The organism is Corynebacterium sp. HMSC14B06 (genome assembly GCF_001807075.1).
GTDB lineage: Bacteria > Actinomycetota > Actinomycetes > Mycobacteriales > Mycobacteriaceae > Corynebacterium > Corynebacterium jeikeium_D.
Genome location: NZ_KV787380.1, coordinates 205,532 through 230,671 on the forward strand (window position 1 = coordinate 205,532; position 25,140 = coordinate 230,671).

The window sequence follows — 25,140 nt, forward strand, 5'->3', positions numbered from 1 at the left end:
ACCCTTAGAGACATGCTCAAAGTAGGACTAACCGGTGGCATGGGCAGTGGGAAATCTACGGTCGCCCGTAGGTTTGCCGAGCTCGGTGCTGTCATCATCGACGCTGATCAGATCGCTCGCGATGTCGTCGAACCCGGGGAACCGGCGCTGGCCGAACTCGCCGAAGCTTTCGGCGAGGGCATTTTGCTTGACGACGGCTCCCTCAACCGCGGCGAACTTGCGAAGCGGGCCTTCGTATCCGCGGAGAAGACGGAGCTGCTGAACTCCATCACCCATCCGCGTATTGAGCAGCGCACCGAAGAGCAGTTCAACGCGGCAGGTGACGCCATCATTGTTTTTGACTCTCCGCTGTTGATTGAAATGGGGCAGTCGGAAGCACAGGACCTCGTCGTAGTTGTGCATACCCCGGTGGAGGTCCGTCTCGACCGTCTGGTGGAAAGCCGCGGTGTAGACCGAGAGGATGCGAAGCAGCGCATCGCTAAGCAAATCAGCGATGACAAGCGCCTGCAGTTCGCCGACGTGGTTCTGGAAAACTCAGGCACCGAGGAGGACCTCGTGCGCCAGGTCGACCGGATTTGGGAGCGGATTATTCAGCCGCTGAATCAGATTCGCCAGCTGCAGGCCGGGCAGCAAGATAATCCCGCAGCCGGATGATAGCCTCCTCAATCACCTCGGCGCGCTTGCAGAAAGCGAACCGCACCAGGTAGCGGTACTTTTCTGACTCTGGGTCATCCACAAAAGCGGTGACGGGGATGGCTGCGACGCGGCATTCCTTGACCAGGCGGGTGCAGGTCTCCAGGGCGTCGCCAAGCCCCCAGCTCGAGACATCGGCGACGACAAAATACCCTGCCTGCGGCGTGAAGACGTCGGCGCCAAGGCCCTCCAACCCATCGGCGAGGAGCCGCATGTTGCCCTCGAGCTGACCCGCCAGCTCGTCCACCCATGGGGCACATTCCTGCAGGCCACGGGCGACTGCGGGCTGAAGGGGAGTGGCGCCGACATAGCTCAAGAACTGCTTGGCCTTGACGACGCCATCGAGTAGTTCGGTCGGGGCCAGCGCCCAGCCGATCTTCCATCCGGTGACGTTGAAGGTTTTTGCGGCGCTGGACACGACAATGGTTCGCTCGCGCATGCCGGGCAGAGCGCTGATGGAAGAGTGTGACAATCCGTTGAAGTACAGGCGTTCGTAGACTTCGTCGGCAAGCACGAGTAGATTGTTTGCGATGGCGACATCGGCGATGGCCTGCAAGTCCTCCTCCGTGAGGACGGTGCCGGTGGGGTTGTGCGGCGAATTGATGATAATCATGGCCGTTTTAGCGGTGACGGCATCGGCAAGCGCGCTGCGGTCGAGCGACCAGGAGCGTGCCGTGCCGGAAGCTGCGGGGATGAGCGGCACCGCGGTATATGTGCAGTTAGCCAGTGCGATGACGGCTTTGTACGAGTCGTAGTACGGCTCGATGACGATGACGTGGCTGCCGGGTTCGAGATGCCCCAAGGCGGTGGCGGCAATCGCCTCCGTGGCGCCGACCGTGACGAGGCATTCGGTGTCGGCGTCGTAGACCTGCCCCGTGCGGCGGGCGCGATCGGCGACGATGGCATCACGGAGCACCTTCATACCGCGGCCGGGGCCGTACTGGTTGTTTCCTCCAGCTATCTGATGTCGCGCCTCCGCGAGCACCTCGTCCGGCCCATCCCAATCCGGGAAGCCCTGCCCAAGATTGATTGCCTCGTGCTCGGTAGCGAGGCGGGACATGGTGGCGAAGATGGTCTCGCCGAAGGGGCGCAAGCGGGAAACAGTCATGGTTTCACTGTAGGCGGGAGTTTGCGGGCTTGTTGCGATTCCCCATCGGCGAATCGCGGCTGGCGGCCAGCAGTTGCACCGACTGCCGACCGCCACCTGGTGCGCTAGTACATGTAAATCTTCGCGTTGTTGCCGCCGGTGCACACGACAACGTCGTCTTGTGTGCTGCAGCTGAGGTCGTAGGTCTTCCCGGTCGCGGGACTCTTGGCCTTGATGTTTGGCTGCAGGTGGTCGCGGATATTGTCCTCCGAGGCGTTAAGCCCCTCGGTCTGCTGGTTGAAAACGGCCTTCGCAAAGTCGCAGCTGGTATTCGGGCCCGCCGCGATGAGGTTGAGGCCGTACCCATCGCCGTAGATGCAGGTGGTTGCCTGTTCGCCGGCCGCCATGAAGGTAGATCCCGGCGAGGGGTTGTTGTAGATTTCAGCGGTCATGTCCTGACGAAGCCGGCTCCCGTCGCCGTTGTCGCCTCTTTCGCTTGACGACGTCGACGCGCCACCAGTCTCCGCCGTCGATGTATCGCCTCCCTGGTCCGGTGCAGAACCGGTTGGGTTTGGCGTGTTGCCCGAACTCTTGTCAGACACGCCATCCTCGGTCTGAGTAACGGTAGTGGTTTCAACCGGAGCAGCAGATTCGGGCGCTGCTTCAGTTTCCTGTGTTGAGCAGGCGGTGAAAGCCAATGCGGTGGTAGCGAGGATGCCGGCCACAAGGGCTCGGTGTGAGGTTGCTTTTCGAGTGGTGGAACCTGGGCGAGTCGTAGCGGGCGTGTGGACTGGTGTGCGGCGCGAAGTGTTCATAGGCGCCAGGCTAGTTGCTGTTCGGTCAGTTTTCATTACAAAATAAATAACAATTTGGCAAGTGGATGGCTGTTTATCTCGCGATATCGGCTGTTTATCGCTGCTTATTGGCGTAGCCAACCGTTGGATTCCATTCCCAAACTTTCTGACAGGCAGGCCATCCTGGTTTATAGTCCACGCGGGGACGGCGCTTTTGCACCCATCGAATTGCCTGCTCGATTTCGTCGAGGACACTGTCGAGATTCCAATTGATGCATGAGTCTGTGAACCGCAGGACTATCCAGCCGTGCAGCGTGCCGGAGTTGGCCTTCCAGCGATCTGCGATGAACGAGTCCTCGTTAGCGTGGTACGTCTCTGAGTCGACTTCGATAGCTATTTTCCACTGGTCAAGCAGGATGTCGAAGCAGTAGGGGCCGATGTACTGGTTCATTCGGATGCGGTACCCGCGCTTGATTAGTGGACGGGCCAGCTTGCGCTCGAGTTCGCTGCATGAGCCGATTGGCGTGGTGGCGATGGTTTCACGCAGCCAGGCGGGAACTTTCCGCATCCGGCTGAGGTCGTGGTTGAGTCGCTTCTCGCCGTCCCGGCCGGCGTAGTGTGTTTCCAGGATTCTGCGTGCATAGTCTTTTGAAGCTCGTGCTGCCCAGAGTGCTTCGACAACTGGGAGGCCATTGATGCTGGTGTAGGACGGTAGGCGGCTGTGCCTAATGGAGAAGGTCTCGGCCTGAACTGATCCCGCGCCTTCTGCCTGGATAGGAAGTGTCAGGGGAAGTCTCAAGTGGATTTGAGCTGCGCTTTTACCGGTTAGCGCAATGCTTTTGTAATGCCCCGTGATTGCTCGGGCGACTGAGGCGGGAGAGTGGTCGTCAATGTAGAGGCCACGTACCAATTTAATTAGCCTGCCTTGTTGTAGGAGGGCTCTGGTCTTTTTCTCTCCGATGCCGAGTGCACGCAACTCGGCCGTGGTGAAACTTCCCATGGTCGGGACTCTAAGCTTTTTCGGCCCAGGGGATTTTCTGTGAGAGAGGCTCCACGTCCAATCTGTGGACAACTTTCAGGGTGTGGATAACCCAGGCCTCCCGCAGCCTTGCAGCCTTGCAGCCTCGCAGCCGCAGCCGCGGACCATCGATAAGACGGCTTGCGCTTCACCAGGAGTCAGTCCATGCGCACTAAGGGCCAGCTGGTGAAGCGGAACCCGCCTTTGCTGGCCTGGCAGCGACTTTATGCCAGCCTTGTCCAAATCTGTGCCGGTTTTAATGTTGGTCCGGAACTCGACAGCCGCTCCTAAGCCCCTGGGCCCCAGCCCTGGACAGCCCAAAGCCCCAGGAAGTAACGTAACCAGCCGCTTTCAAGACAGCCTTCGCTACGCTGGGAACTATGGCATTTGCAGCAGAGCAACCCGTCCTCGCGCACTCGGAGTTCCGTCCCGTCGGTGAAGTCGAGCGCGCTGAGGGAAACTTCGAGGTCATCAGCGAGTTCGAGCCCTCGGGCGACCAGCCGCAGGCAATCGCGGAACTGTCGGACCGCCTAGATAGAGGCGAGCGCGAGGTAGTCCTGATGGGTGCCACGGGCACCGGTAAGTCAGCCACCGCAGCGTGGTTGATCGAAAAGGTGCAGCGGCCAACCCTCGTCATGGCACCGAACAAGACGCTTGCGGCCCAGCTGGCCAATGAGCTCCGCAGCCTGCTGCCAAACAACGCGGTCGAGTACTTCGTTTCGTACTACGACTACTACCAACCCGAGGCCTACATCGCGCAGACCGATACCTATATTGAAAAGGATTCCTCCATCAACGAGGACGTGGAGCGCCTGCGCCACTCGGCTACTTCAGCGCTGCTGTCGCGTCGCGACGTAGTCGTCGTCAGCTCTGTTTCTTGCATCTATGGCCTGGGTACCCCGCAGTCATACCTCGACCGTTCGGTGTGGCTGAAGGAGGGCGAGGAAGTCGACCGCGACCAGTTCCTGCGCCTTTTGGTGGACATTCAGTACGCCCGCAATGACATTGCCTTTACCCGCGGCACCTTCCGAGTAAAAGGTGACGTGGTCGATATCATCCCGGCCTACGAAGAAAAGGCCGTGCGGGTGGAGTTCTTCGGCGACGAGATTGATTCGCTGTACTACCTCAATCCAGTCACAGGCGACGTCATCGACCAAGTCCCTGAGCTGCGCATCTTCCCAGCTACGCACTACGTCGCAGGCCCGGAGCGGATGGAACGGGCCGTCGCGGACATCAAGGCCGAACTCGCCGAACGCCTGGCGGATCTGGAAAACCGGGGCAAGTTGCTGGAAGCACAGCGTCTGCGCATGCGCACGGAGTACGACCTCGAAATGATTGAACAGGTCGGCTTCTGCTCCGGCATTGAGAACTACTCGCGCCACATCGATGGTCGCGCGCCGGGCTCGGCCCCCGCGACGCTCATTGACTATTTCCCGGAGGACTTCCTCACCATCATCGATGAGTCGCACGTCACCGTGCCGCAGATTGGCGGCATGTTCGAGGGCGATGCCTCCCGTAAGCGCAACCTCGTCGACTTCGGTTTCCGCCTCCCATCGGCGTTGGATAACCGCCCGCTGACGTTCGACGAATTCGATGCCCGCGTGGGCCAGGTCGTGTTCATGTCCGCAACGCCGGGTGACTATGAGCTCGAAAAGACCGGTGGCGAGTATGTGGAGCAGGTTATTCGTCCGACTGGGCTGGTGGACCCCAAGATCGTCGTTAAGCCTACTGAGGGGCAGATCGATGATTTGATCGGCGAGATCCGAAAGCGCACCGAGCGTGACGAGCGCGTTCTCGTCACAACCCTGACGAAGAAGATGGCGGAGGATCTGACCGACTACCTGCTCGAAAATGGCGTGCAGGTGCGGTACATGCATTCGGATGTGGATACGCTCAAACGCGTTGAGCTGCTGCGGCAGTTGCGTCTCGGCGAGTACGACGTGCTGGTCGGTATTAACCTGCTGCGCGAGGGGCTGGACTTGCCCGAGGTTTCGCTGGTGGCAATCCTCGACGCCGACAAGGAGGGGTTCCTGCGTTCGGAGCGCTCGTTGATTCAGACGATTGGTCGTGCCGCGCGAAACGTCTCCGGCGAGGTGCACATGTACGCCGACAAGATCACCGATTCCATGCGGTTCGCCATCGACGAGACGGAGCGCCGCCGCGAAAAGCAGATTGCTTACAACACTGAGCATGGCATCGATCCGCAGCCGCTGCGCAAGAAGATCGCGGACATTCTGGATCAGGTCTACGACAACGCTGACACCGATTACGAAGGCAAGACCGGTGCGGCCGCTGATGCGCTGCTCTCGCGTGCCGACGGCTCGGGCGCGGCCGATGGTGCTAGCGGTAAGCAGATGCCGAGGGCGGAGCTTGAGGCGCTTATCGCGGACCTGTCGGAGCAGATGGCCGCGGCTGCGCGAGAGTTGAAGTTCGAGCTCGCGGGGCGCTTGCGCGATGAGATTTTCGACCTCAAGAAGGAACTTAAGGGGATGATTGAGGCCGGTGTCGAGTAGTTTTTTGCTACTGTTGTGGGAAGTAAAACAGTGTATTCGCGAAAGTGGCTCTGGCCAGTGGGTTCGGGGCAACGACGGCGTTACGCACGATGAACTGTTTTAATGCAACTTCCACAGTGAGGGATAGTTTTCATGAGTGATTACAAGACCATTGTTGTCGGCACGGATGGTTCTAAGTCGTCGCTGCTCGCAGTAGAGCGCGCTGCCTCGATTGCTGCTGCTTTCGATGCCACCCTGGTTATCGGCTGCGCTTACTACGAGACTGCAGAGGATGCGTCCAAGACCCTGCGCCAGGATTCGGTTCAGGTCCTCGGTGATGACCCGGCTCAGAAGAACCTGGCTGCTGCTAAGGAGGCCGCAGAGGCCGTCGGCGCTACCAAGGTTGAGACCGAGGTTCGTTCCGGCTCCCCGGTTGAGGCTCTGATGTCTCTGGTCACTGACCGTCGCGCTGACCTGCTGGTGGTTGGCAACCGCGGTATTAACTCGCTGACTGGTCGTCTGCTGGGCTCCGTGCCGGCTGATGTTGCTCGTCAGTCGGACTGTGACGTCATGATTGTTCACACTGTGAGCTAACAAAACGGTGAGCTAGTAAGACCGTCAGCTAACAATTTAGCTTTCGTTTTAAACCGGCATCTCTTAGTTGAGGTGCCGGTTTTTCTATTGTCGGCCGGTGATAACCCCTTCTTCAACTACAAAAGGCCAGCTAATTCCGTTTCTGGTTAAGACCTGGTTGCGAAGGGATTCAGGAAGAACTTCGGTACGGCTGCCATAGCCCATGAGGTACTCGTCAAAAGCGGGCAGTCGAAGCGTCAGTGAAAGCGCGGCTTCAAGCTCGGCCTCAGCTACGTTCTGCTGCCATGCCGGCATGAAGTACTCATTTTGTGCGAGTCCTTCGCCGGTGAATTCTGTGTCAGTTGGCGTGTGCGGAGAGGCAGAGGAATCGAGGGAGAAAGGAGCTATTAAGTGGTCGATAAGCTTAAAGGCCTTTTTCGCTTGAGTTTTCGTCAGCCCCAGCCACCACGCGAAGTCAGCTACACAGATAGGTCCGCGGGAATTAACATAGCGCCAGGCAATGTCGGCCAGCGTGGATTCAGCTGAGTGTTCTGTGCTGGAGCCCTCCGTGGTATTTGCTGAGAGGCCGCCTTTGAAAGTTACGTCGGCAAGCAGGACGAAGGTATCTTCGGATCCTTTTCGTGGCCCTTGGACGACAGCGCCTTCGCCGCCGAATGTGCGCAGTAGGTGAGGACCTCTTTGTTCCGTGGGGTCTATTCCATGATCTGCGAAAACCTCATAGGCTTCAGTCCGAGTCAGCGGGTCGGACAGGCCACGTGAGCGCAATTCGGAATGAAATGCTGCCCTTGCGGTCTGCACATCATCTTGAGAAAGCCCGAGTGTCGTACGACGTCTTGCTGCTGCCTTTTCGATGCGCGGATTCGTCAACCTCATAATTGCTCCCGCGTCTTGCGCTGAAACAAAGTGCAGGGTGCCTCGTTGAGACCAACAGCGAACGATGTCGTAAGAAGAAATGGCTGCTAAAACATCGTCGGTGGTGCTGCCACTGCGTAGGGCGATGGCATTAACACCGTTCGAATAATTCTGCCCTTGTAGAGCGACCATGCCATGCGTTGCTGATAATGCAGGCGAGTTGAGGTTTGTATTCCAATCGCTGCGTGCTTGACTTGCAGCTAACCCCTGGGCAATGAGACGGCGTGCGCGAAGTTCAGCTAGCTGAGGTAGATAGTTTTGGGACATAATGTCTCACTCATTCTGTACGGCACTATCCTCGTCATTCTAACCATTGCAGCTCCGGCAAAACGCCCGACTGCTGAGGCGCCACAACAATTAGCCCCTGGGTCGCACGAGTCAGTGCAACGTACAGGTCCTGTAGCCCCTGTGGGGATTGCGCCACAATCTGGTCGGGCGCAACGACGATGACCTCGTCGAATTCCAGGCCTTTTGAGGTCGTGATGTCGTAGACCGCGCAGTTGGTGAGTTTGCTGGGGCGAGTAGCAGGTGCGTCATCGGCGGCACTAGCCCCGCCAGCACCATCAGGGTCACCATCTCCATCAGCTCCACCACCGAGAAAATCCCGCACCTCCGCGCGCGTGGCTTCGAGCAACTCGGCGGGCGCGATCACAGCGACCAGGCGGTCCGGCTGCGCAACCTGCTCCACATGCGCCAGAGCCTCCGTCACGGTGCGAGCCTGGACAGGCTTGCGGCCGGTCGCGCGGATCGACTGCGGTGCCTCCAGCTCCGGATCAATCTCGGCCAGGACGCTGGCGGCGACCTCCATCACCTCAGCTGGGGTGCGGTAGTTGACGGTCAGCTCGTGGAGATGCCACCTCGAGCCGATGATGGGTTCCAGCACATCATCCCAGGTCGCGGCACCTGCGGGGGAGCCCGTCTGGGCCACGTCGCCGACGAGGGTCATCCAGCCGTTGGGGCTGCGGCGGCGCAGCATTCGCCAGGCCATCGCGGAGAGTTCCTGAGCCTCGTCGACGATGACATGGCCGTAGGCCCACAGGCGATCCGCCGCCGCCCGCTCGGCGGTGGATCGCAGGTCGCGCTCACGGTGGCGTTCGGCCAGTGCCTCGGCATCGATGACGTCATACGCTGACAAGATCTCGGCCTCGAAGCCGTCGTCAAGATCCTGGGACGCAGAACTGGACAGGGTATCCAACGCGCCCTGCGCTTCCTCGACGCGGGCCTGCCAATCCTCTTCATCGGCCTCCGCGTCACCAACTGGGCCGAGGAGTTCCGCCAGCTCGTCGAGAAGCGGGGCGTCGGAAGGCATCCAGTCGGTGCCTTCCGGCCGGTAGAGAGCCTCGCGCGTCAGCTCGTCGTAATCGGTGGCGGCGTAGTCGATGGCCTCGCGAGAGCTCAGCAGCTCCGACAGCACCCGCTCGGGCGTAAGCGCAGGCCACAGCTCATCGAGGATGTCGGCAACTGCTCCGGATTCGTCGATTTCGTCGCGTAGATCGGCAATGTCGGTCACGGACAGGAGGTTTTCGCCGCCCAGCGGATCGGCACCGATGACCTCGGCCATCTGTGCGGCCAGCAGTTCCACCACGTGATCGCGGAAAATCGGCCGGGCCAGATTGTGGGGTTTCCGAGTCCGCCGCGCACGCGTGCGTGCAGCTTTCACCATGTCAGGTGTGATCGTCAGGGTGATGTTGTCGTTCCGGACTTCAAGAGGTTCCGCGGGGAGCTCCTGGTAGGCCCGCACGGCTTCGCGCAGGATAGTGAGCATCTCAATCGAGCCCTTAACTTCCTGCGCAACCAGGGGTTCGGGGTTGTGTCCGTCGATAAGCGCGTTGGAACCGCGCACGCCGGGGTAGAGATCGGCAATGGTGGTCAGTACCACGCCCGTTTCGCCGAGGCTCGGCAGCACGCGCGAGATGTAGTCGAGGAAGGTTGTGTTCGGGCCGATGATGAGGACACCGGTTTTCGCCAGTTGATTGCGGTAGGTGTAGAGAAGCCACGCGACGCGATGCAGCGCCACCGCCGTCTTGCCCGTGCCGGGACCGCCCTGGACGACCAGGGTGCCGCGGGTGGAGTCGCGGATGATGAGGTCCTGCTCGCGCTGAATGGTCTCCACAATGCCGCGCATATGGCCGGTGCGCGCTTGATTCATGACCTCCCGCAGCACCGATTCGCCACCGACGCCCGCTTCAACTTCGGTCTCGTGTGCGCTGTCGGCTTCCTCGCCGGAGAGCCATTCGTCGTCAATGCTGCGGACCTTCCGGCCGTGAGTGCGCAGGTGTCGACGCAGACTGACTCCCTCGGGATGCGCGGTCGTGGCCAGGTAAAACGGGCGCGCGCCGTCGGCACGCCAATCCATGATGACCGTGCGGTAGTCGTCGTCTTCATCGGACAGGCCGATTCGCCCGATGTATCGCTTATCGACGGTCGCCCCCGGCCCTTCCTCTGACAAAGGATTGTCGGGGTCTGTGTCATCGATATCGATTCGACCAAAGACCAGGCCAATCTCGGCTGAGCGGTAGCGGTCCAGATTAGCCTGTAGTCGGTGGTATTCCACCTCGCGTTCAACGCGGGCTTGCGGGTCTGGGTCGTCGATGAGCATGACCTGGCGCAGGTACTCTTGGTCGCGCTCGCGTGCCCGGTCGAGGAAGCTGAACGCACGGTCGACGTAGGCCTGTTCGGCAGCGAGGGTACTCTCTTCTTCTCGCTGTGGTGCTGAACTTGCTTGGTCCGGCAGACCTGCCTGGCCAGTGTGGCCAATGCGGCCTGTCTGGTCCTGCCCGGGCTCGGATGCGCGCGACGCCAACCTGGTCTCCTCAACGAATCGCAAAATTAGTGCTAACTGATGTGCTGAATGAATATAAAAATATGAAAACGCTCCCGCACGCGTAGTGGCGTGGGGAGCGTTTAAGTATACCGCTTTAACTGCGGCAGCAAACTTACTGCAGGCGCTTCTGCGCCTTCTTTGCGGACTTCTTGGCCTCCTTGGAAGCCTTGGCTGCGCGCTTGCGCAGTTCCTTGCGCTGCTTGCGAGTGTCCTTCTTGAGATCCTTGCCCAGGTCCTCGGCATAGTCGCGCGCGTCCTCAGCGAGCTCGGTAGCCTTGGCAATCCAGTCGTCCTTGTTGTCCTCGACGTAGCTCTTAGCGGTGTCGAAGGCGTCGGTGAGCTGCTCGCGCCAGCCGTCCTTGTTGTCCTCGACGTATTCACGAGCCCCATCGGTGGCCTCAGATGCGCGGTCGCGGAGCAGCTCGGCCTTTTCGCGGACGTTCTCGCCGGCGGAAGCGAAGGCTGCGCTGATTTCCTCAGTGCGCTGCTCGGTTTCAGACTTGGTCGGCAGGGCAGCCTGAACCTTCTTGTTCAGCTGCTTGCCTGCCTTCTCAGCGCGCCAAGCGACACCCGGCTTGCCGTCGGGGTCAGCAGTAGCAAGGAAGAGGCCGCCCAGCAAACCGATGTCGGTCAGGAAACCAGTGCGGCGAGCTGCCTTCTCCTTCGAATCCTGGGTTTCCCAGAATGCGTGGCGAGCGAGCATCGTCGGAACTTGTGCAGCGACCAGAGCGGTGGCGGACAGGCGTGGGGCCTTACCCAGAGCGTAGAGGGAACCTGCGGCAACCTTGGTGCCAGCGACGACCTGGACAACCAGCTTCTCGCTATTTGGCACGTACTTGTTGTACTGGTTCGGGGTTACGGAGCGGACGCGGGCAATCAGGTCGCGTGCGCCCTCTTCATGATCCTTCTGGTTCATCAGCGTGTCGACACCGTCGGCAACGAAAACCGAGGCCAGCATTGGTCGGGCAAACTTGCGAATCATCTAAATTCCATCTCCTTTGTCGTCCAGGTGAAACCGTGTTTTTGGCCATCTGGTCGCTGTAATTCACTATTAATCCTACGCAGCCCGGCCTATTTATGTCGCGGGAATGACGAGTTTTTCAGAAGCTCCGGCTGCATCCAGCGCTGCCAACCACACTCATCCAGCACTACCGACCACGCTCATCCAGCGCTACCAACCACGCTGGCGCCAGTTCTCGACCTCGGGGCTCTCGACACCAACTGTGGTGTCTTTGCCGTGGCCGGGGTGAATCACCGAGTCGGCGGGGTAGACGTGAAAGAGGCGGCTCTCGACATCGTCGATAAGCTGCGTGAAATCCTCGGGCGAGTACGTTTTGCCGACACCGCCTGGGAAGATGCTGTCACCGACGAAGAGGTGGTGTGACGGGGTGTCGTCGGAAAGCGCGCCGGCTTCTTTGGCGGACAGGTCGAGGCAGAGACCGCCCTTGGTGTGTCCGCGCAGGATGAACGTGGGCAGCGTGATGTCCTCGCCGAACGTGATGGTCTCGCCGCCGTCGAGCTGCTGGTCGGCGGGCTCGGGAATGTCGGCAGCGTCGAGGCCGGACGTGATGTGGCGGGCCGGGAATGCCTGCAGGAGCTCGCCGAGCGCCTGAACGTGATCGCCGTGGGAGTGCGTGGTGACAATCGTGCGGACCTGCGCGCCGACGTGCTCAACCAGGCGGATTAGATGGTCGGCGTCGGTGGCGGCGTCGATAAGTAGGGAATTGTCGGGCTCGCGGGAGTCCACCAAAAGGTAGACGTTGTTGTCCATCGATCCGACGGAGGTCTTATAAATAGTGACATTGCCGTAGTCAATGCGCTCAACGCCGCGCGTGCTCGGCGAATTGGAGTAGGGGCTGATTGTAATGTCGTCGTTCATGCGCCCCAGGGTAATGAGGTGTCTGTCGGCGCGCTAGGAGCGCAACGTAACCACGAGTCTCTGAACACATGTGCGAAAAATTGGTTATGGACTGTAGACTAGTCGGCAGTGAATCGTCGACGAATTGAGGTTTCCCACTGTGGCTGAACGTCTAATGGTCAGAGGCGCCCGCGAGCATAACCTGCAGGGTGTTGACATCGATTTGCCCAGAGACAAGATGGTGGTTTTCACCGGTCTGTCGGGGTCGGGTAAATCGTCACTGGCATTTGACACAATTTTCGCCGAGGGCCAGCGCCGTTACGTGGAGTCGCTGAGCTCCTATGCGCGCATGTTCCTGGGGCAGATGGAAAAGCCCGATGTAGAGATGATTGAGGGGCTCTCGCCGGCGGTGTCGATCGACCAGAAGTCGACGAACCGCAACCCGCGCTCGACCGTCGGAACCATCACTGAAGTGTATGACTACCTGCGTCTGCTCTACGCGCGCACCGGTACTCCGCACTGTCCGACCTGTGGGGAAGTGATCTCCTCACAGACTCCACAGCAGATCGTCGATCAGGTCATGGAGATGCCGGAGGGCACCAAATTCCAGGTCCTCGCACCCGTCGTGCGCACGCGCAAGGGTGAATTCGTCGACCTGTTTGAACGCCTCGCATCCGAGGGCTACGCGCGTGTCATCGTCGATGGTGAAATGCACCGTCTAACGGATCCGCCGAAGCTGAAGAAGCAGGTCAAGCATGACATTGACGTGGTCATTGACCGTCTCCAGGTGAAGGAGTCGCAGCAGCGCAGGCTCACCGATTCCGTCGAAACGGCGCTTCTGCTTGCCGACGGCGTCGTGGTCATCGACGCCGTCGGGCTAGAGGCGGACGACCCGCGTCGAACCCAGCGGTTCTCGGAGAAGATGGCCTGCCCGAATGGGCACCGTATTGCTATCGATGAGTTGGAGCCACGGTCGTTTTCCTTTAACTCGCCGTATGGTGCGTGCCCGGAGTGTGACGGTATCGGTACCAAGCTGGAGGTGGACACGGACCTGGTGATTCCAGATCCGTCGCTGCCGACGATTGAGGCGATTGCGCCGTGGCGGCAGACGCTGAACAAGAAGTACTTTGAAAAGCTGGTTGAAGGCCTCGCCACCGAGATGAGCTTCGACCCGACCACGCCTTTCGAAGACCTCACAGCGCCGCAGCGCAAGGCCCTGCTGCATGGTTCCAGCCACAAGGTCACGGTGCGTTACCGCAATCGCTACGGCCGTACTCGCCAGTACACCGCACCTTTCGAAGGCGTGATGCCGTACCTGCACCGCAAGCTGTCACAGGCGGAGAGCGACTCTCAGAAGGAGCGTTTCCAGGGGTACATGCGTGAGGTGCCGTGCCCGGCATGTAGCGGTACTCGTTTGCGTCCGGAGATTCTTTCGGTGACGTTGGATTCGGCGGAGTTCGGGCAGAAGAATATTGCCGAGCTGACAGAGCTATCGGTTCACGATGGCTCGGCATTCCTGAATTCGCTGACTCTGGGCAAGCGCGAGGAAATGATTGCCGGGCGTGTTCTGCGTGAGGTGCAGGCTCGTCTGAAATTCCTGCTTGACGTTGGCCTGGATTATCTGTCCCTGTCTCGTTCGGCAGGCACGCTGTCCGGTGGTGAAGCGCAGCGAATTCGTCTGGCCACACAGATTGGCTCGGGGCTCGCTGGCGTGCTCTACGTCTTGGATGAGCCCTCGATTGGTCTTCACCAGCGTGATAACAACCGTCTAATCAAGACTCTGAAAAACCTGCGCGACCTGGGCAATACCCTGATTGTGGTCGAGCATGATGAGGACACGATTCGCGAGGCCGATTGGCTGGTCGACATTGGGCCAAAGGCCGGTGAATACGGTGGACAAATCGTCTACCAGGGTGAACCGTCTGGCATCGTTGACTGCGAGGAATCACTGACAGGTGCGTATCTCTCGGGTCGTCGGGTATTGGCGGTGCCGGAGAACCGTCGTGCGATTGATAAGTCGCGCATGGTGACGGTCAAGGGCGCTCGCGAAAACAACCTGAAGAAGATTGACGTGAAGTTCCCCCTCGGCGTGTTGACCTGCGTTACGGGTGTTTCCGGGTCCGGCAAGTCCACCTTGGTCAACGAAATCCTGGCCAAGGTGATGAGCAACGAGCTCAACGGTGCTCGTCAGGTGCCGGGTCGACACAGCCGCGTGGAGGGGTTGGATCAGCTGGACAAGCTGGTGCAAGTTGATCAGTCGCCGATTGGTCGCACCCCGCGTTCCAACCCAGCGACGTACACCGGTGTGTTCGACAAGATCCGCAACCTCTTCGCCGAGACGCAAGAGGCCAAGGTTCGTGGCTATAAGCCCGGTCGATTCAGCTTCAACGTCAAGGGCGGCCGCTGTGAGGCGTGTAAGGGCGACGGCACCATCAAGATTGAGATGAACTTCCTGCCGGACGTCTATGTGCCTTGCGAGGTTTGCCACGGCGCGCGCTACAACCGCGAAACGCTGGAGGTTCGTTACAAGGGCAAGACCATCGCTGAGGTTCTGGACATGCCCATCTCCGAGGCAGCGGAGTTCTTCGAGCCGATTCAGTCGATTGCGCGTTATCTCAATACGCTTGTCGACGTCGGCCTGGGCTATGTCCGTCTCGGGCAGGCGGCAACCACACTCTCGGGCGGTGAGGCTCAGCGTGTAAAGCTGGCCAGTGAGCTGCAGAAGCGCTCCAATGGCCGGACGGTCTACATCTTGGATGAGCCGACCACGGGGCTGCATTTTGAGGACATCCGCAAGCTCATGTTGGTGTTGCAGGGCCTGGTGGACAAGGGCAACACCGTCATTGTCATTGAGCACAATTTGGATGTCATCAAGTCTGCGGATTGGATCATCGACATGGGGCCGGAAGGCGGCTCCGGCGGTGGCACCGTGGTTGTAGAGGGCACGCCGGAGGATGTCGCGAACTGTTCCGGCTCCCACACCGGGCAGTACCTGAAGCCGCTGCTTAAGTAGCTTAGGTAGTCGGGTCGTTTCCGTCGGAGATCTCAGGACCGTCGGTGCGGGTGATGCCTTCCATTCTGTCAGCAGCGGGGTCGGCATCTGCTGCGCCGCTCGCGCCGGCAGCGTCAGTATTGCTGGCGGTGCCGTCACGGTCCGGTGCCGCCGGCTCCTCGGCACTCTTCTGCTTCGCCCCGGAGACCGCCATGGCCAGCAGAATCAGGCCACAGCCGAGGAACGCCAAGGCGCGGATAACGCCATCGAGCGTTGCCATGTCGTAGAAGATCAGCTTGACGATAGACAGCGCCGCAATCGTTAAACCCGCTGCCAGTCGCGCCGGAATGTGGTGGAACCTCTTCGATAGCACCAGCATGCCGGCAATCGTGGCCCAGAAAATACTCAGCAACATGTGTGCGGCGTTGAAGCTCACGCCAATAGTCGTGAGCAGCACGATAAATGGCATACCCAGTGCAGCCAGGCCAATCAGTGCAAAAGCTGGCGGTAGCTGCGACCTCGCTGCCGTCACGGCCAGGCCGACATCGGCGCACAGCAGGAACAACAGCGAAAGCGTTTCTGCCCACGTTGCCGAGTAATCAGCTGCGGCACCGGCATTCAACGCTGCGGGCAGGATGTAGAGGTGTACTACCGTTGCGCCGAGCAGCCAGGTCAGTGCCGCAATCTTTGTATATGGTGCCACGGCATCCTGGGTTGGTTCAGGAGCCTGTAGTCGTGCGCCAATCGCGCCGTGCTTCGGTGCTGTGGCCAGCGCCCAGACAAAGAGCGCGGCACCGATGGAGATTGGGATGAGACCCCAAGTGTGGGTTCCAGTATCGGCTCCTGAGCTCCTTTCCGGGCCTGCCACCGCGAGCGCTAGCCAGGGCAGAATTGCCGTGGCCAAGGCCATTGGGGCGAGATAGCGGAAGATGGCACGGTTCCAAAGGAATACTGCAGCAATTGCGATGAACAGCACGAATCCGCCGTAGAACAGCAGCCAGAGGCTGGAGGCGGACTGTGTGGCGTTGACCATTGGGACTGCAGCTACAACCGGAGTCGAGAAGGCAACTACTGACGTGATGGTGACCAGATCGTCTTCCCAGGTGCTGGTTTCCGAAGGCTCGTCGTCAAGCTCGGGAGTGAGTTGGCGAGCCATCGCCAGCGGGCCGAACTGGGCAAACACGAAAAGGGCAATGGTGAGTGCGGCGATTGCGGGCATCACCAGTGCATTGTTGGTCGTGATTACGCCGATGAGAACGTTTGCGCCGAGCAGGAATGCGACTACGTACTTCCGGAAGGGGACGTTCAGGAGGCAGACGATAGCGGCGATGACCATCAGTTGAAGGGTGATTTGCGCGAGCGAGGAGCTCAGCGGGCGGGCGTGGAAGTCGAGGCCGATCGTCGCCCACAGCATTAATCCGGTGTTGATTGTGATTGTCCACGCCGCGGTTGCACTCGACTTCGTCCACCGCGCGCCGTATAGACCGACTGCAGCGAAAGGCAACATGATGACCAGCGTCGCCGCCACCGGAATCCAGTCGAGGAGGTAGGACATCGACATCGTTGTCAGGTGCGCAGCGGCTAGTGATGTCGCAATCAACGCCGTCACGCCAGCAGGCGGTGCTTGACGACGGTGCGCTCGCACAGCTGCGACCGCGAGCACGGCGGCCAACAAGTAAGCCAGGACCACACGACCGGCCGGTCCGATCAGGCCGGATTGGATTGCGACCGCGACGAAAAATGCGATACCGGCAGCGGTGATGAGACCACCGAAGATGGCGATGATTCTGATGATTGCCTTCTCGTTGCGCCACCAGGGCTCGCGAGGTTCACGCGGTGCCTCTGGCAGCTTCGGTGGCGGGGTGGAGTCTGTGGGAGAAGACTGTGGCGAGGGAGAAGACTGCGGCGACTTCGAATCCCGCCGCCATTGGTGGGCAGAGGGGAAGCCAAACATCGGCTGCGCAGCTGCGTCGCTCTGTGGCAGGGGAGCTGGTTGATTCCGCCAGTCCGCTTGTGTTGGCGGTGGTGGCACCTGTATCTGCTGAGACTGCTGGGGATACTGCGGTGTGGCGAGCGTCTGCTCAGCCTGCGGTTCCCAACGGGGAGGAGGTGCCTGCTCTAGTGGCGGACTGGGCGCTGGCGGCGGTTGCGGATTGTGTTGATGTGCCCCTTGAGGTGCAGCATGGGGCGGCGCTTGAGGTACCGGCGCAGATTCCGCTCCCGTAGTGTGAGGCGCGTGCGGTCCAGTCGGCGCTTGCCCGCTTGCCTGAGAAAGGCGCACCTGCCAAGTACGGGTGAGCTGAGCCAGCCGAAGCGAGCTAGCCTCGAGATCTGCCAGAGCATGGGAAAGCTCTGAGACGGAGTCGCCGGTCAGGACAAAATCGCCGGTCGGTGGCTTGCCGTATCGGGCGGAATGCTGATTAGGATTGGTGTTCTCGGCTTTAGGGCCAAAGCCGTTGGAGCCAGTATTCATTGTGACGACTTTAATCGTGTTTGGCCCAAAAACTATGGAGAGAATCTACCAATCTGATTACAATTCGGATTGCGCTATTTAGCGCTCGGTTTCGCGCCGGGGAGCTGATGGTAAATAACCTGGCATAAGAGTCGGTTTTGGTGTGCGAGAACAGCTGTGTTAACATCTCGTCTACGACCGCCAGAATGCGATGCTTGCTGCCTTCGGGGAGCATTTAGTTGCATTCGGCAGCGAAGAGGATTTAAGTCCCACCCTAGGTGCGCCAAAGAATTACGGTAGCGCCGGGGTCCACCCTAATCGGTGATGTCACATCGCACGATTGGAAGGCGTCCTTATACAGTGTGTAGTAATCCGCTGTAGACGCGTGGCTTTTCTTCCTTTCCCGCTTGCTATCGCGGTTTGAAACGAAGATTGTTCAGGTTCAACCTAGGAGGCCACATCAGCGCTGAAGCTCGTATTAACGAGGATATTCGAGTACCGGAAGTCCGCCTTGTAGGACCGAATGGTGAGCAGGTGGGCGTTGTCCGCACCGGTGACGCACTCAAGCTCGCTTACGAAGCAGACCTTGACCTGGTTGAGGTTGCTCCGCGAGCAAAGCCGCCGGTCGCCAAGATTATGGACTACGGCAAGTTCAAGTACGAACAAGCCCAGAAGGCACGCGAGGCTCGAAAGAACCAGCAGCAGACTGTGGTCAAGGAGCAGAAGTTCCGTCCGAAGATTGATGACCACGACTACGAAACCAAGAAGAACAACGTTGTTCGTTTCTTGGAGAAGGGTTCGAAGGTCAAGGTCACGATTATGTTCCGTGGCCGTGAACAGTCTCGTCCAGAACTGGGATTCCGCCTGTTGGAGCGTCTGGCCGCCGATGTCGAAGAGTACGGCATTGTCGAGTCTCGCCCGAAGCAGGACGGTCGCAACATGACTATGGTCCTGGGGCCGGTTCGGAATAAGGGTAAGAAGTAACCGACCTGACCAGAAATGGTTGTAAACGAGATTTTTGCGCCACGAGCGTCAAAGATCGGTAGGGGAGAGTTTTAACATGAAGCAGAAGACCCACAAGGGCACCGCAAAGCGCATCAAGGTTACCGGTTCCGGCAAGCTGCGCCGCGAGCAGGCTAACCGCCGCCACCTCCTGGAGGGCAAGCCGTCCACTCGTACCCGTCGCCTGAAGGGCACCACGGACGTTGCTAAGTCGGACGTCAAGCGCGTCAAGCGTCTGCTGGGCAAGGCTTAATTTTTCAAGTCTCGTCCCAGGGCAATCGCCCTCTTAATTTCACTAGTTCTTAAAGACAACGAAAAGGAAGTATCACCGTGGCACGTGTGAAGCGGTCTGTTAACGCTAAGAAGAAGCGTCGCGAAGTTCTCGATTCCGCAAAGGGCTACCGTGGTCAGCGCTCCCGCCTGTACCGCAAGGCCAAGGAGCAGATGCTCCACTCCAAGACCTACGAGTTCCGCGATCGCCGCCACCGTAAGGGTCAGTTCCGTCGTCTGTGGATTCAGCGTATCAACGCTGCTGCCCGCGCTAACGACATCACCTACAACCGCTTCGTCCAGGGTCTGAACCTGGCTGGCGTTGAGGTTGACCGTAAGAACCTGGCTGAGATGGCTGTCAACGACCCGCAGGCATTCGCTGCTCTGGTCAAGGTCGCTAAGGACGCTCTGCCGGAGGACGTCAACGCTCCTGCTGCTAAGTAAAGCAGCTACGAGGTAACTCGTACGTAGCGTCGGCAAGCGTCTGCTTACTGGCAGTGCGCCTGCCAACATCTTTGAAAAACCACCGTCGATTGGGTTAACGAATAACCTCGGCGGTGGTTTTTCGTATCCGCATTGGCCTGCTGGCGGTTATGAATCCCGAGCCGCATCACTAGGATTAATCACTATGAACTCTGCGCTGTACTTCAACGACGAGCCGTTTACTCCTCGCACTCCGCGAGTCTCGGCGGCTATTCAGCTCCACCGTGCGGCCAAGCGGAAGAAGACCGGTCGCTTCCTCATTGAGGGCTTCAATTCCGTCGATGCAGCTATCCGCGCAGAGGCTGTCGTGGAAGTTTTCGTCACGGCAGCCGCCGCCGAGCAGTTCCGCGAGCTGCTCACGGGGTATCTCGAATCGGGGACGCAGCGCAAGTCTGTTTCGCTTATCGACGACTCCGCTGCCCGCTCTTTGAGCGAAACTGTCACCACCACCGGACTCTTCGCCGTCTGCGACACAGGTGCGGTGTCCACTTCGTTGGAAGAGGCCATTGAGGTTGGAAAGCAGTCCGGCTGTTTGGTGATTCCGGTGGAGTGCAATGACCCGGGTAATGTCGGCACGATTGTGCGTATGACTGACGCCCTCGGAGCTGGCGCGGTTATCCTTGCTGGCGATTCGGTTGACCCGTTGAATTCTAAGGCCGTGCGTTCCTCGGCAGGTTCTGTTTTTCATACCCCTGTCGCACGCGAGCGCGATATTGACTTCGTTATGGAGAAAGTCAGGGAAGCGGGCTTTACCGCCCTCGCCACGGCGATGGATGGCGCTCTCACTCTCGGCGTTGATGCGCTTCCCGACGGTCCCGTCGCCTGGCTTTTCGGCAACGAAGCACATGGCCTGTCGGAGGAGATTACGGCCTCGGCGGGGGCAAGTGTGTCCATCCCTATTAAGGGCGAGGCGGAGTCGTTGAACCTCGCCACCGCAGCGGCCATGTGCCTGTGGGAGACGGTTCGGGGTAAGTAGGAAACCTCGATGGTGAGGTGCGTGCACGTGTGCAGTTATCCTCGACTATGATTGTTCCATCACAAGAACTGATAGTCCTATATAGAAGTGGTTGACACGTGAGCGATTCGCCAAATCCTATCGATCTTTCCGAGGACGCCCTCCAGGCGGCTGCGCAGAAGGCCACGGATGCCTTTGATGCTGCCGGCAACCTGGATGAGCTTTCTGCCGCCCGTCGTGAGCACTTGGGGGATGAAGGTTACATTCCGCAGGCTCGCCGCGCGCTGGGCTCCATTCCGAAGGCTGAGCGCAAGGATGCTGGTCGTCGCGTAAATGTTGTTCGCGGAGCCGTCGAGAAGCACTATGCAGAGCGTCTTGCCGTGCTGGAGGAAGAGGAAAACGCGCGTCGTCTGGTTGCGGAGCGTATCGACGTGTCGGTGGACACCACGCGGGGTCAGCGTGGCGGTATGCACCCAATTACCATTCTGTCCGAGCAGATCGGTGACATCTTTGTGGGCATGGGCTGGGAAGTTGCCGAGGGGCCAGAGGTCGAAGCCGAGTACTTCAACTTTGACGCGCTGAATTTCCTGCCGGATCACCCGGCTCGTACTCTGCAGGATACTTTCCACATTGCGCCGGAAGGATCCAAGCAAGTGCTACGTACGCACACCTCGCCGGTCCAGGTTCGCACTCTGCAGTCACGTGACCTGCCGATTTACGTTATCTGCCCGGGCCGTACCTTCCGCACCGATGAGCTCGACGCCACCCACACCCCGGTCTTCCACCAGGTGGAGGGACTCGCTGTGGACAAGGGGCTGACCATGGGGCACCTGCGCGGCACGCTGGACCACATGGCCAAGGCGCTGTTCGGTCCGGAGACCAAGACCCGCATGCGCACCAACTACTTCCCGTTCACTGAGCCGTCCGCTGAGGTTGACGTCTGGTTCCCGAATAAGAAGGGCGGCGCAGGCTGGATCGAGTGGGGTGGCTGCGGCATGGTCAACCCGAACGTGCTGCGGGCCTCTGGCATTGACCCGGAGGTGTACTCGGGCTTCGCGTTCGGCATGGGTCTGGAGCGCACCCTGCAGTTCCGCAATGGCCTGACCGACATGCGCGACATGGTCGAAGGCGACGTCCGCTTCACGCAGCCGTTCGGTATCCGCGGCTAATTCACTGACCTACAGATTAGGAGTTTTACTTACATGTTCATTCCACAGTCGTGGGTCACTGAAATCGTTCGCGGCCCAGAGAACACCATCAACCTAGACTGGTCCGTCACTCCGGACGAGCTGGATGAGGGCTTCGTCCGCGTTGGTTTTGAAACCGAGGGGCACGAGCCGCTGGAGAAGGTCGAGGGGCCGCTGGTTTTCGGTCGCGTCGACCACATTGAGGAGCTCGAGGGCTTTAAGAAGCCAATTCGCTTCTGTCAGGTCAATGTCGGTGATGCCAATGGCACCGGCGAGCTGCAGGAGATCATCTGTGGTGCCCGCAACTTCGAAGAGGGCTCCATTGTTATCGTCGCACTGCCGGGCTGCGTGCTGCCGGGTGGGTTCGAGATTTCCGTACGGAAGACTTACGGCAAGGTTTCCAACGGCATGCTGTGCTCCGAAGCTGAGCTGGGCATGACCGATTCCTCCGCCGGTATTCTCACGCTGCCGTCGGCCCCAGCTGAGCTGGGTTCGTGCGCCAAGGAGTTCATCGGTCTCGATGACGAGAAGTTCGAGGTCAACATCACTCCGGACCGCGGTTACGCGCTATCGGCCCGCGGTTTGGGCCGCGAGATCTGCTCCGCCTTCAACCTCGACTTCGCCGATCCGGCCAAAGCCAAGGAGCTGCCGGTCGAAGGTGAGGTCCTGAACGTCACCATCGACGAGGACCCCGACACCCGCCGCTTTGGTTTGCGCCGTGTCACCGGCATCGACCCGAACGCCGAGACCCCGTGGTGGATGCGCCGCCGCCTGCTGCTGGCTGGTCAGCGTCCGGTCAACGTGGCCACGGACGTCACCAACTACGTGATGCTGCTGCTCGGTCAACCGATGCACGCTTTCGATGGTTCCAAGATCGCTGGTGGCCTGCACATCCGCAACGCTAAGGCCGGCGAGACTCTGACCACTCTCGACCACGTGGACCGCAAGCTCGACCCGGCGGACGTTGTCATCTGCGATGACAATGGTATTCAGTCGCTGGCCGGCATCATGGGTGGTCTCACCTCCGAGATCGCCGACGACACCACCGATGTGGTCTTCGAGGCCGCCAACTGGTCGCCGCTGCATGTCTTCCGCAGTGGTCGCCGCCACAAGCTGAGCTCCGAGGCTTCACGACGTTTCGAGCGCGGCGTGGACACCGCTCTGGTCGAGCCGGCTCTGGATCTGGCCTGCCAGCTGCTCGCTGACATCGCCGGCGGCACTATCGACACTGGTCGCACCCTGCTCGGTGAGGTTGCCACCATGCCGACTATTGACTTTGCTGTCAACCGCGCCAGCGAAGTTGCGGGCGTTGATTACCCGCGTGAGACCGTCATTGGACGCCTGCGCGAGGTCGGTTGCGAGGTCGTCGACAACGGTGACCGCCTGGCTGTCACTCCGCCAACCTGGCGCTCGGACCTGACCATGTCCGCTGACCTGGTTGAGGAGATCCTACGTCTGGAGGGCCTGGAAGACATTCCGGTTATCCTCCCAATCGCCCCGGCCGGTCGCGGTCTGACCGAGCGTCAGCTGCGTCGCCGCTTCGTCGGCCACGCGCTGGCTCACAATGGCTACCTGGAGATTCTGCCGACACCGTTCATTGCCAACGATGTCTTCGACGTCTGGGGCCTGGACGCTGATGACCCGCGTCGTAACACCGTCAAGGTCATCAACCCGTTGGAGTCTGACCACGCTCAGCTGGGCACGACTCTGCTGCCGTCCATGCTTGAATCGCTGAAGCGCAATGTTGCTCGCGGCCAGGTCGACTTGTCGCTCTACGGTGTGGAGCAGGTATCCATCGAGCGCGGTAACGGTGTCTCGCCGATGCCGTCTACCGCGGGTCTGCCGAGCGAGGCCGAGCGCGCCGAGCTGCTGGAGTCGCTGCCGGAGCAGCCGCTGCACGTCGCCACTGTCGCCTGCGGTCGTATCCGCCTGGATAGCCCGTGGGGTGACGAGGCCGCGTACACCGTCGCCGACGCCATCGAAGCCGCGCGCATTGTTGCCCGCGCTGCCAACGTCGAGCTGGAGATCCGCAACGCTGAGGTGTTGCCGTGGCACCCGGGCCGCTGCGCTGAGCTGCTTGTCGACGGCGAGGTCGTCGGCCACGCCGGTGAGCTGCACCCGAAGGTGTGCAAGGACGCTGGTCTGCCGGAGCGCACCTGCGCGATGGAGATTAATCTCGATGCACTGCCAGTGACGGAGCACCTGCCGGCGCCGGTACTCAGCCCGTTCCCGGCTGTCCACCAGGACGTCGCGCTTGTTGTCAGCGATGAGGTCTCCGCCGCAGAGGTGGAGAAGACTCTGGTGGAGGGTGCTGGTGAGCTCCTCGAATCCATTCGTATCTTCGATGTTTACCGTTCCGAGCAGATGGGCGAAGGCGTTCGTTCACTGGCGTACTCCCTGCGTTTCCGCGCACCGGACCGTACGCTGAAGGAAGAGGAAGCTTCCGCGGCTCGCGAGGCGGCCATTGAGCTGGCCACTACCCGTCACGGCGCTCAGCTGCGTGGCTAAAAGGGGAGACCACAGGGAGAGATACCCATGATTGGCATCTTGCGGCACCGCGGCAACAGGCTGAATAGCGCAGAGGCACGAGAGCAGCGCGTTGGAGTGCGCGCGGTGAGCAGCGCGAAGCCTGCGGCGACTGTGGCTGCAGCTGCTGTCACGGCAGGTCTGTTGCTCACCGGCGCGCCGAGTGCGGCTGCGCTGGTTGGCGGGGAGGCTGCTGCGCCTAGTGTGGCGGCGGACTCCGTGGTGTCAATCATGGTCCAGACCAGTCCCCATACCGGAAACTTTTGCACGGGAACTGCAATCGCCCCGCAGTGGGTAATGACCGCCGCCCACTGCGTGCGTGATGTCCCGCAGCAGGCTGGGGAAGTAGAGGTCGGTTTCGGTCAGGATTCCCACCGTGTTCCTATCGATAGCTGGGAAATTGCGCCCACCGGTGACGTAGCGCTTGTTCACCTTGCGGGCGACGCAGCTCTTCCGGGGTATCCCGCAATGGAACGTCGTCAAGCGTTTTCGGAGCAAGAAACGGCAGGCACGGTCTATGGGCGATCGCTGCTCGGCGATGTTGCGGATGGCTCGCTGCCGTCGGCGACCGTCACCGCTTCGATGTGCCCGGTGAAGTATCAACAATGCGTGCGGGAAGACTCCGTGTTGGCGCGCATGGAGCGCCCCGCGGCGTTGCAGGTAGGCGATTCGGGCGGACCGCTTTTTATCGACGGCCAGCTAGCGGCGGTGTTCTCGGGCGCGGTGGCTTTTGATGGCAGCGTGGCACCGGAGGAATCGGGTTACTATCTCTACACCACGACGTCATCGGTGGCGCAGTGGGCAGATGGCGTGATGAGCCAGGAGCCAAGCGTCGTAGTTGAATAGTCCGGCGTTGAGTAATCCGGCGCGCTGATTGAATGGCCGGCTCGGCGAACCAGATGTATGTACCGACGACGGCGTTATATTCATAATTCACTCACGTCACATCGATAGAATTCCAGCACTTTGGCAACGAATTCTATGAATATCTTGCAACGCAG

The 25,140-nt window shown here is 60.2% G+C and carries 19 protein-coding genes; 11 read left to right on the forward strand and 8 right to left on the reverse strand.

The genetic code is table 11. The annotated features are described in order from the left end of the window. The first annotated feature begins 12 nt into the window (after window positions 1-12). Window positions 13-654: a dephospho-CoA kinase gene (coaE, locus tag HMPREF3130_RS06980; RefSeq protein ID WP_069359775.1), complete on the forward strand. Its 642-nt coding sequence runs from the start codon at window positions 13-15 to the stop codon at window positions 652-654. On the opposite strand, the gene HMPREF3130_RS06985 is transcribed toward coaE, so the two are convergent. The 3 genes from HMPREF3130_RS06985 to HMPREF3130_RS06995 form a co-directional block, all read right to left on the reverse strand. Beyond that, window positions 587-1,801: an aminotransferase class I/II-fold pyridoxal phosphate-dependent enzyme gene (locus tag HMPREF3130_RS06985; RefSeq protein ID WP_069359776.1), complete on the reverse strand. Its 1,215-nt coding sequence runs from the start codon at window positions 1,799-1,801 to the stop codon at window positions 587-589. The two genes, coaE and HMPREF3130_RS06985, sit on opposite strands and share 68 nt — an antisense overlap. 104 nt (window positions 1,802-1,905) lie before the next feature. Further along, the gene (locus tag HMPREF3130_RS06990; protein ID WP_240593373.1) at window positions 1,906-2,595 is read right to left on the reverse strand and encodes a hypothetical protein; all 690 of its coding nucleotides are present in this window, start codon (window positions 2,593-2,595) and stop codon (window positions 1,906-1,908) included. Between the two features lie 94 nt (window positions 2,596-2,689). After that, on the reverse strand, window positions 2,690-3,574 hold the full coding sequence (locus HMPREF3130_RS06995) for a DUF559 domain-containing protein (protein WP_049193954.1): 885 nt from the start codon (window positions 3,572-3,574) through the stop codon (window positions 2,690-2,692). Between the two features lie 398 nt (window positions 3,575-3,972). Here HMPREF3130_RS06995 and uvrB point away from each other — a divergent pair, with 398 nt between their 5' ends. Next, entirely contained in the window at window positions 3,973-6,105 is a 2,133-nt protein-coding gene (gene uvrB, locus HMPREF3130_RS07000; RefSeq protein WP_070429622.1) for an excinuclease ABC subunit UvrB, read from the forward strand. 132 nt (window positions 6,106-6,237) lie between these two features. Next, window positions 6,238-6,678, forward strand: a complete 441-nt coding sequence (locus HMPREF3130_RS07005; RefSeq protein WP_005511992.1) for a universal stress protein — start codon at window positions 6,238-6,240, stop codon at window positions 6,676-6,678. An 84-nt stretch (window positions 6,679-6,762) separates the two neighbouring features. On the opposite strand, the gene HMPREF3130_RS07010 is transcribed toward HMPREF3130_RS07005, so the two are convergent. The 4 genes from HMPREF3130_RS07010 to HMPREF3130_RS07025 form a co-directional block, all read right to left on the reverse strand. Then, on the reverse strand, window positions 6,763-7,857 hold the full coding sequence (locus tag HMPREF3130_RS07010) for a DNA glycosylase AlkZ-like family protein (protein WP_065421639.1): 1,095 nt from the start codon (window positions 7,855-7,857) through the stop codon (window positions 6,763-6,765). Window positions 7,858-7,891: 34 nt separating this feature from the next. Further along, a complete protein-coding gene (locus HMPREF3130_RS07015; protein WP_070429623.1) occupies window positions 7,892-10,393 on the reverse strand; it encodes a HelD family protein in 2,502 nt (833 codons plus the stop codon). A 133-nt stretch (window positions 10,394-10,526) separates the two neighbouring features. Beyond that, entirely contained in the window at window positions 10,527-11,396 is an 870-nt protein-coding gene (locus tag HMPREF3130_RS07020) for a DoxX family protein (RefSeq protein ID WP_070429624.1), read from the reverse strand. Between the two features lie 189 nt (window positions 11,397-11,585). After that, window positions 11,586-12,293, reverse strand: coding sequence for an MBL fold metallo-hydrolase (locus tag HMPREF3130_RS07025; RefSeq protein WP_070429625.1), 708 nt, complete (start codon window positions 12,291-12,293; stop codon window positions 11,586-11,588). A 139-nt stretch (window positions 12,294-12,432) separates the two neighbouring features. Here HMPREF3130_RS07025 and uvrA point away from each other — a divergent pair, with 139 nt between their 5' ends. Further along, a complete protein-coding gene (gene uvrA / locus HMPREF3130_RS07030) occupies window positions 12,433-15,285 on the forward strand; it encodes an excinuclease ABC subunit UvrA (protein WP_070429626.1) in 2,853 nt (950 codons plus the stop codon). A 1-nt stretch (window position 15,286) separates the two neighbouring features. Here uvrA and HMPREF3130_RS07035 read toward each other — a convergent pair whose 3' ends face one another. Beyond that, entirely contained in the window at window positions 15,287-17,737 is a 2,451-nt protein-coding gene (locus HMPREF3130_RS07035) for a DUF2339 domain-containing protein (protein ID WP_070429627.1), read from the reverse strand. Window positions 17,738-18,148: 411 nt separating this feature from the next. Between HMPREF3130_RS07035 and infC the strand changes: the two genes are divergently transcribed. The 7 genes from infC to HMPREF3130_RS07070 all read left to right on the forward strand — a co-directional run bounded on the left by infC (window position 18,149) and on the right by HMPREF3130_RS07070 (window position 24,985). Beyond that, complete coding sequence (gene infC, locus HMPREF3130_RS07040; protein ID WP_172954614.1) at window positions 18,149-18,700, forward strand: translation initiation factor IF-3; 552 nt, start codon at window positions 18,149-18,151, stop codon at window positions 18,698-18,700. A 76-nt stretch (window positions 18,701-18,776) separates the two neighbouring features. Then, complete coding sequence (gene rpmI, locus HMPREF3130_RS07045) at window positions 18,777-18,971, forward strand: 50S ribosomal protein L35 (RefSeq protein ID WP_005511726.1); 195 nt, start codon at window positions 18,777-18,779, stop codon at window positions 18,969-18,971. Between the two features lie 77 nt (window positions 18,972-19,048). Next, entirely contained in the window at window positions 19,049-19,432 is a 384-nt protein-coding gene (rplT, locus tag HMPREF3130_RS07050) for a 50S ribosomal protein L20 (protein WP_016422904.1), read from the forward strand. Window positions 19,433-19,616: 184 nt separating this feature from the next. Continuing rightward, window positions 19,617-20,447: a TrmH family RNA methyltransferase gene (locus HMPREF3130_RS07055; RefSeq protein WP_070429628.1), complete on the forward strand. Its 831-nt coding sequence runs from the start codon at window positions 19,617-19,619 to the stop codon at window positions 20,445-20,447. A gap of 98 nt (window positions 20,448-20,545) precedes the next feature. Then, window positions 20,546-21,595: a phenylalanine--tRNA ligase subunit alpha gene (gene pheS / locus HMPREF3130_RS07060; protein ID WP_070429629.1), complete on the forward strand. Its 1,050-nt coding sequence runs from the start codon at window positions 20,546-20,548 to the stop codon at window positions 21,593-21,595. A 33-nt stretch (window positions 21,596-21,628) separates the two neighbouring features. Continuing rightward, a complete protein-coding gene (gene pheT / locus HMPREF3130_RS07065) occupies window positions 21,629-24,121 on the forward strand; it encodes a phenylalanine--tRNA ligase subunit beta (protein WP_070429630.1) in 2,493 nt (830 codons plus the stop codon). Window positions 24,122-24,148: 27 nt separating this feature from the next. Then, the gene (locus tag HMPREF3130_RS07070; RefSeq protein ID WP_016422900.1) at window positions 24,149-24,985 is read left to right on the forward strand and encodes a trypsin-like serine protease; all 837 of its coding nucleotides are present in this window, start codon (window positions 24,149-24,151) and stop codon (window positions 24,983-24,985) included. Window positions 24,986-25,140 lie beyond the last annotated feature (155 nt).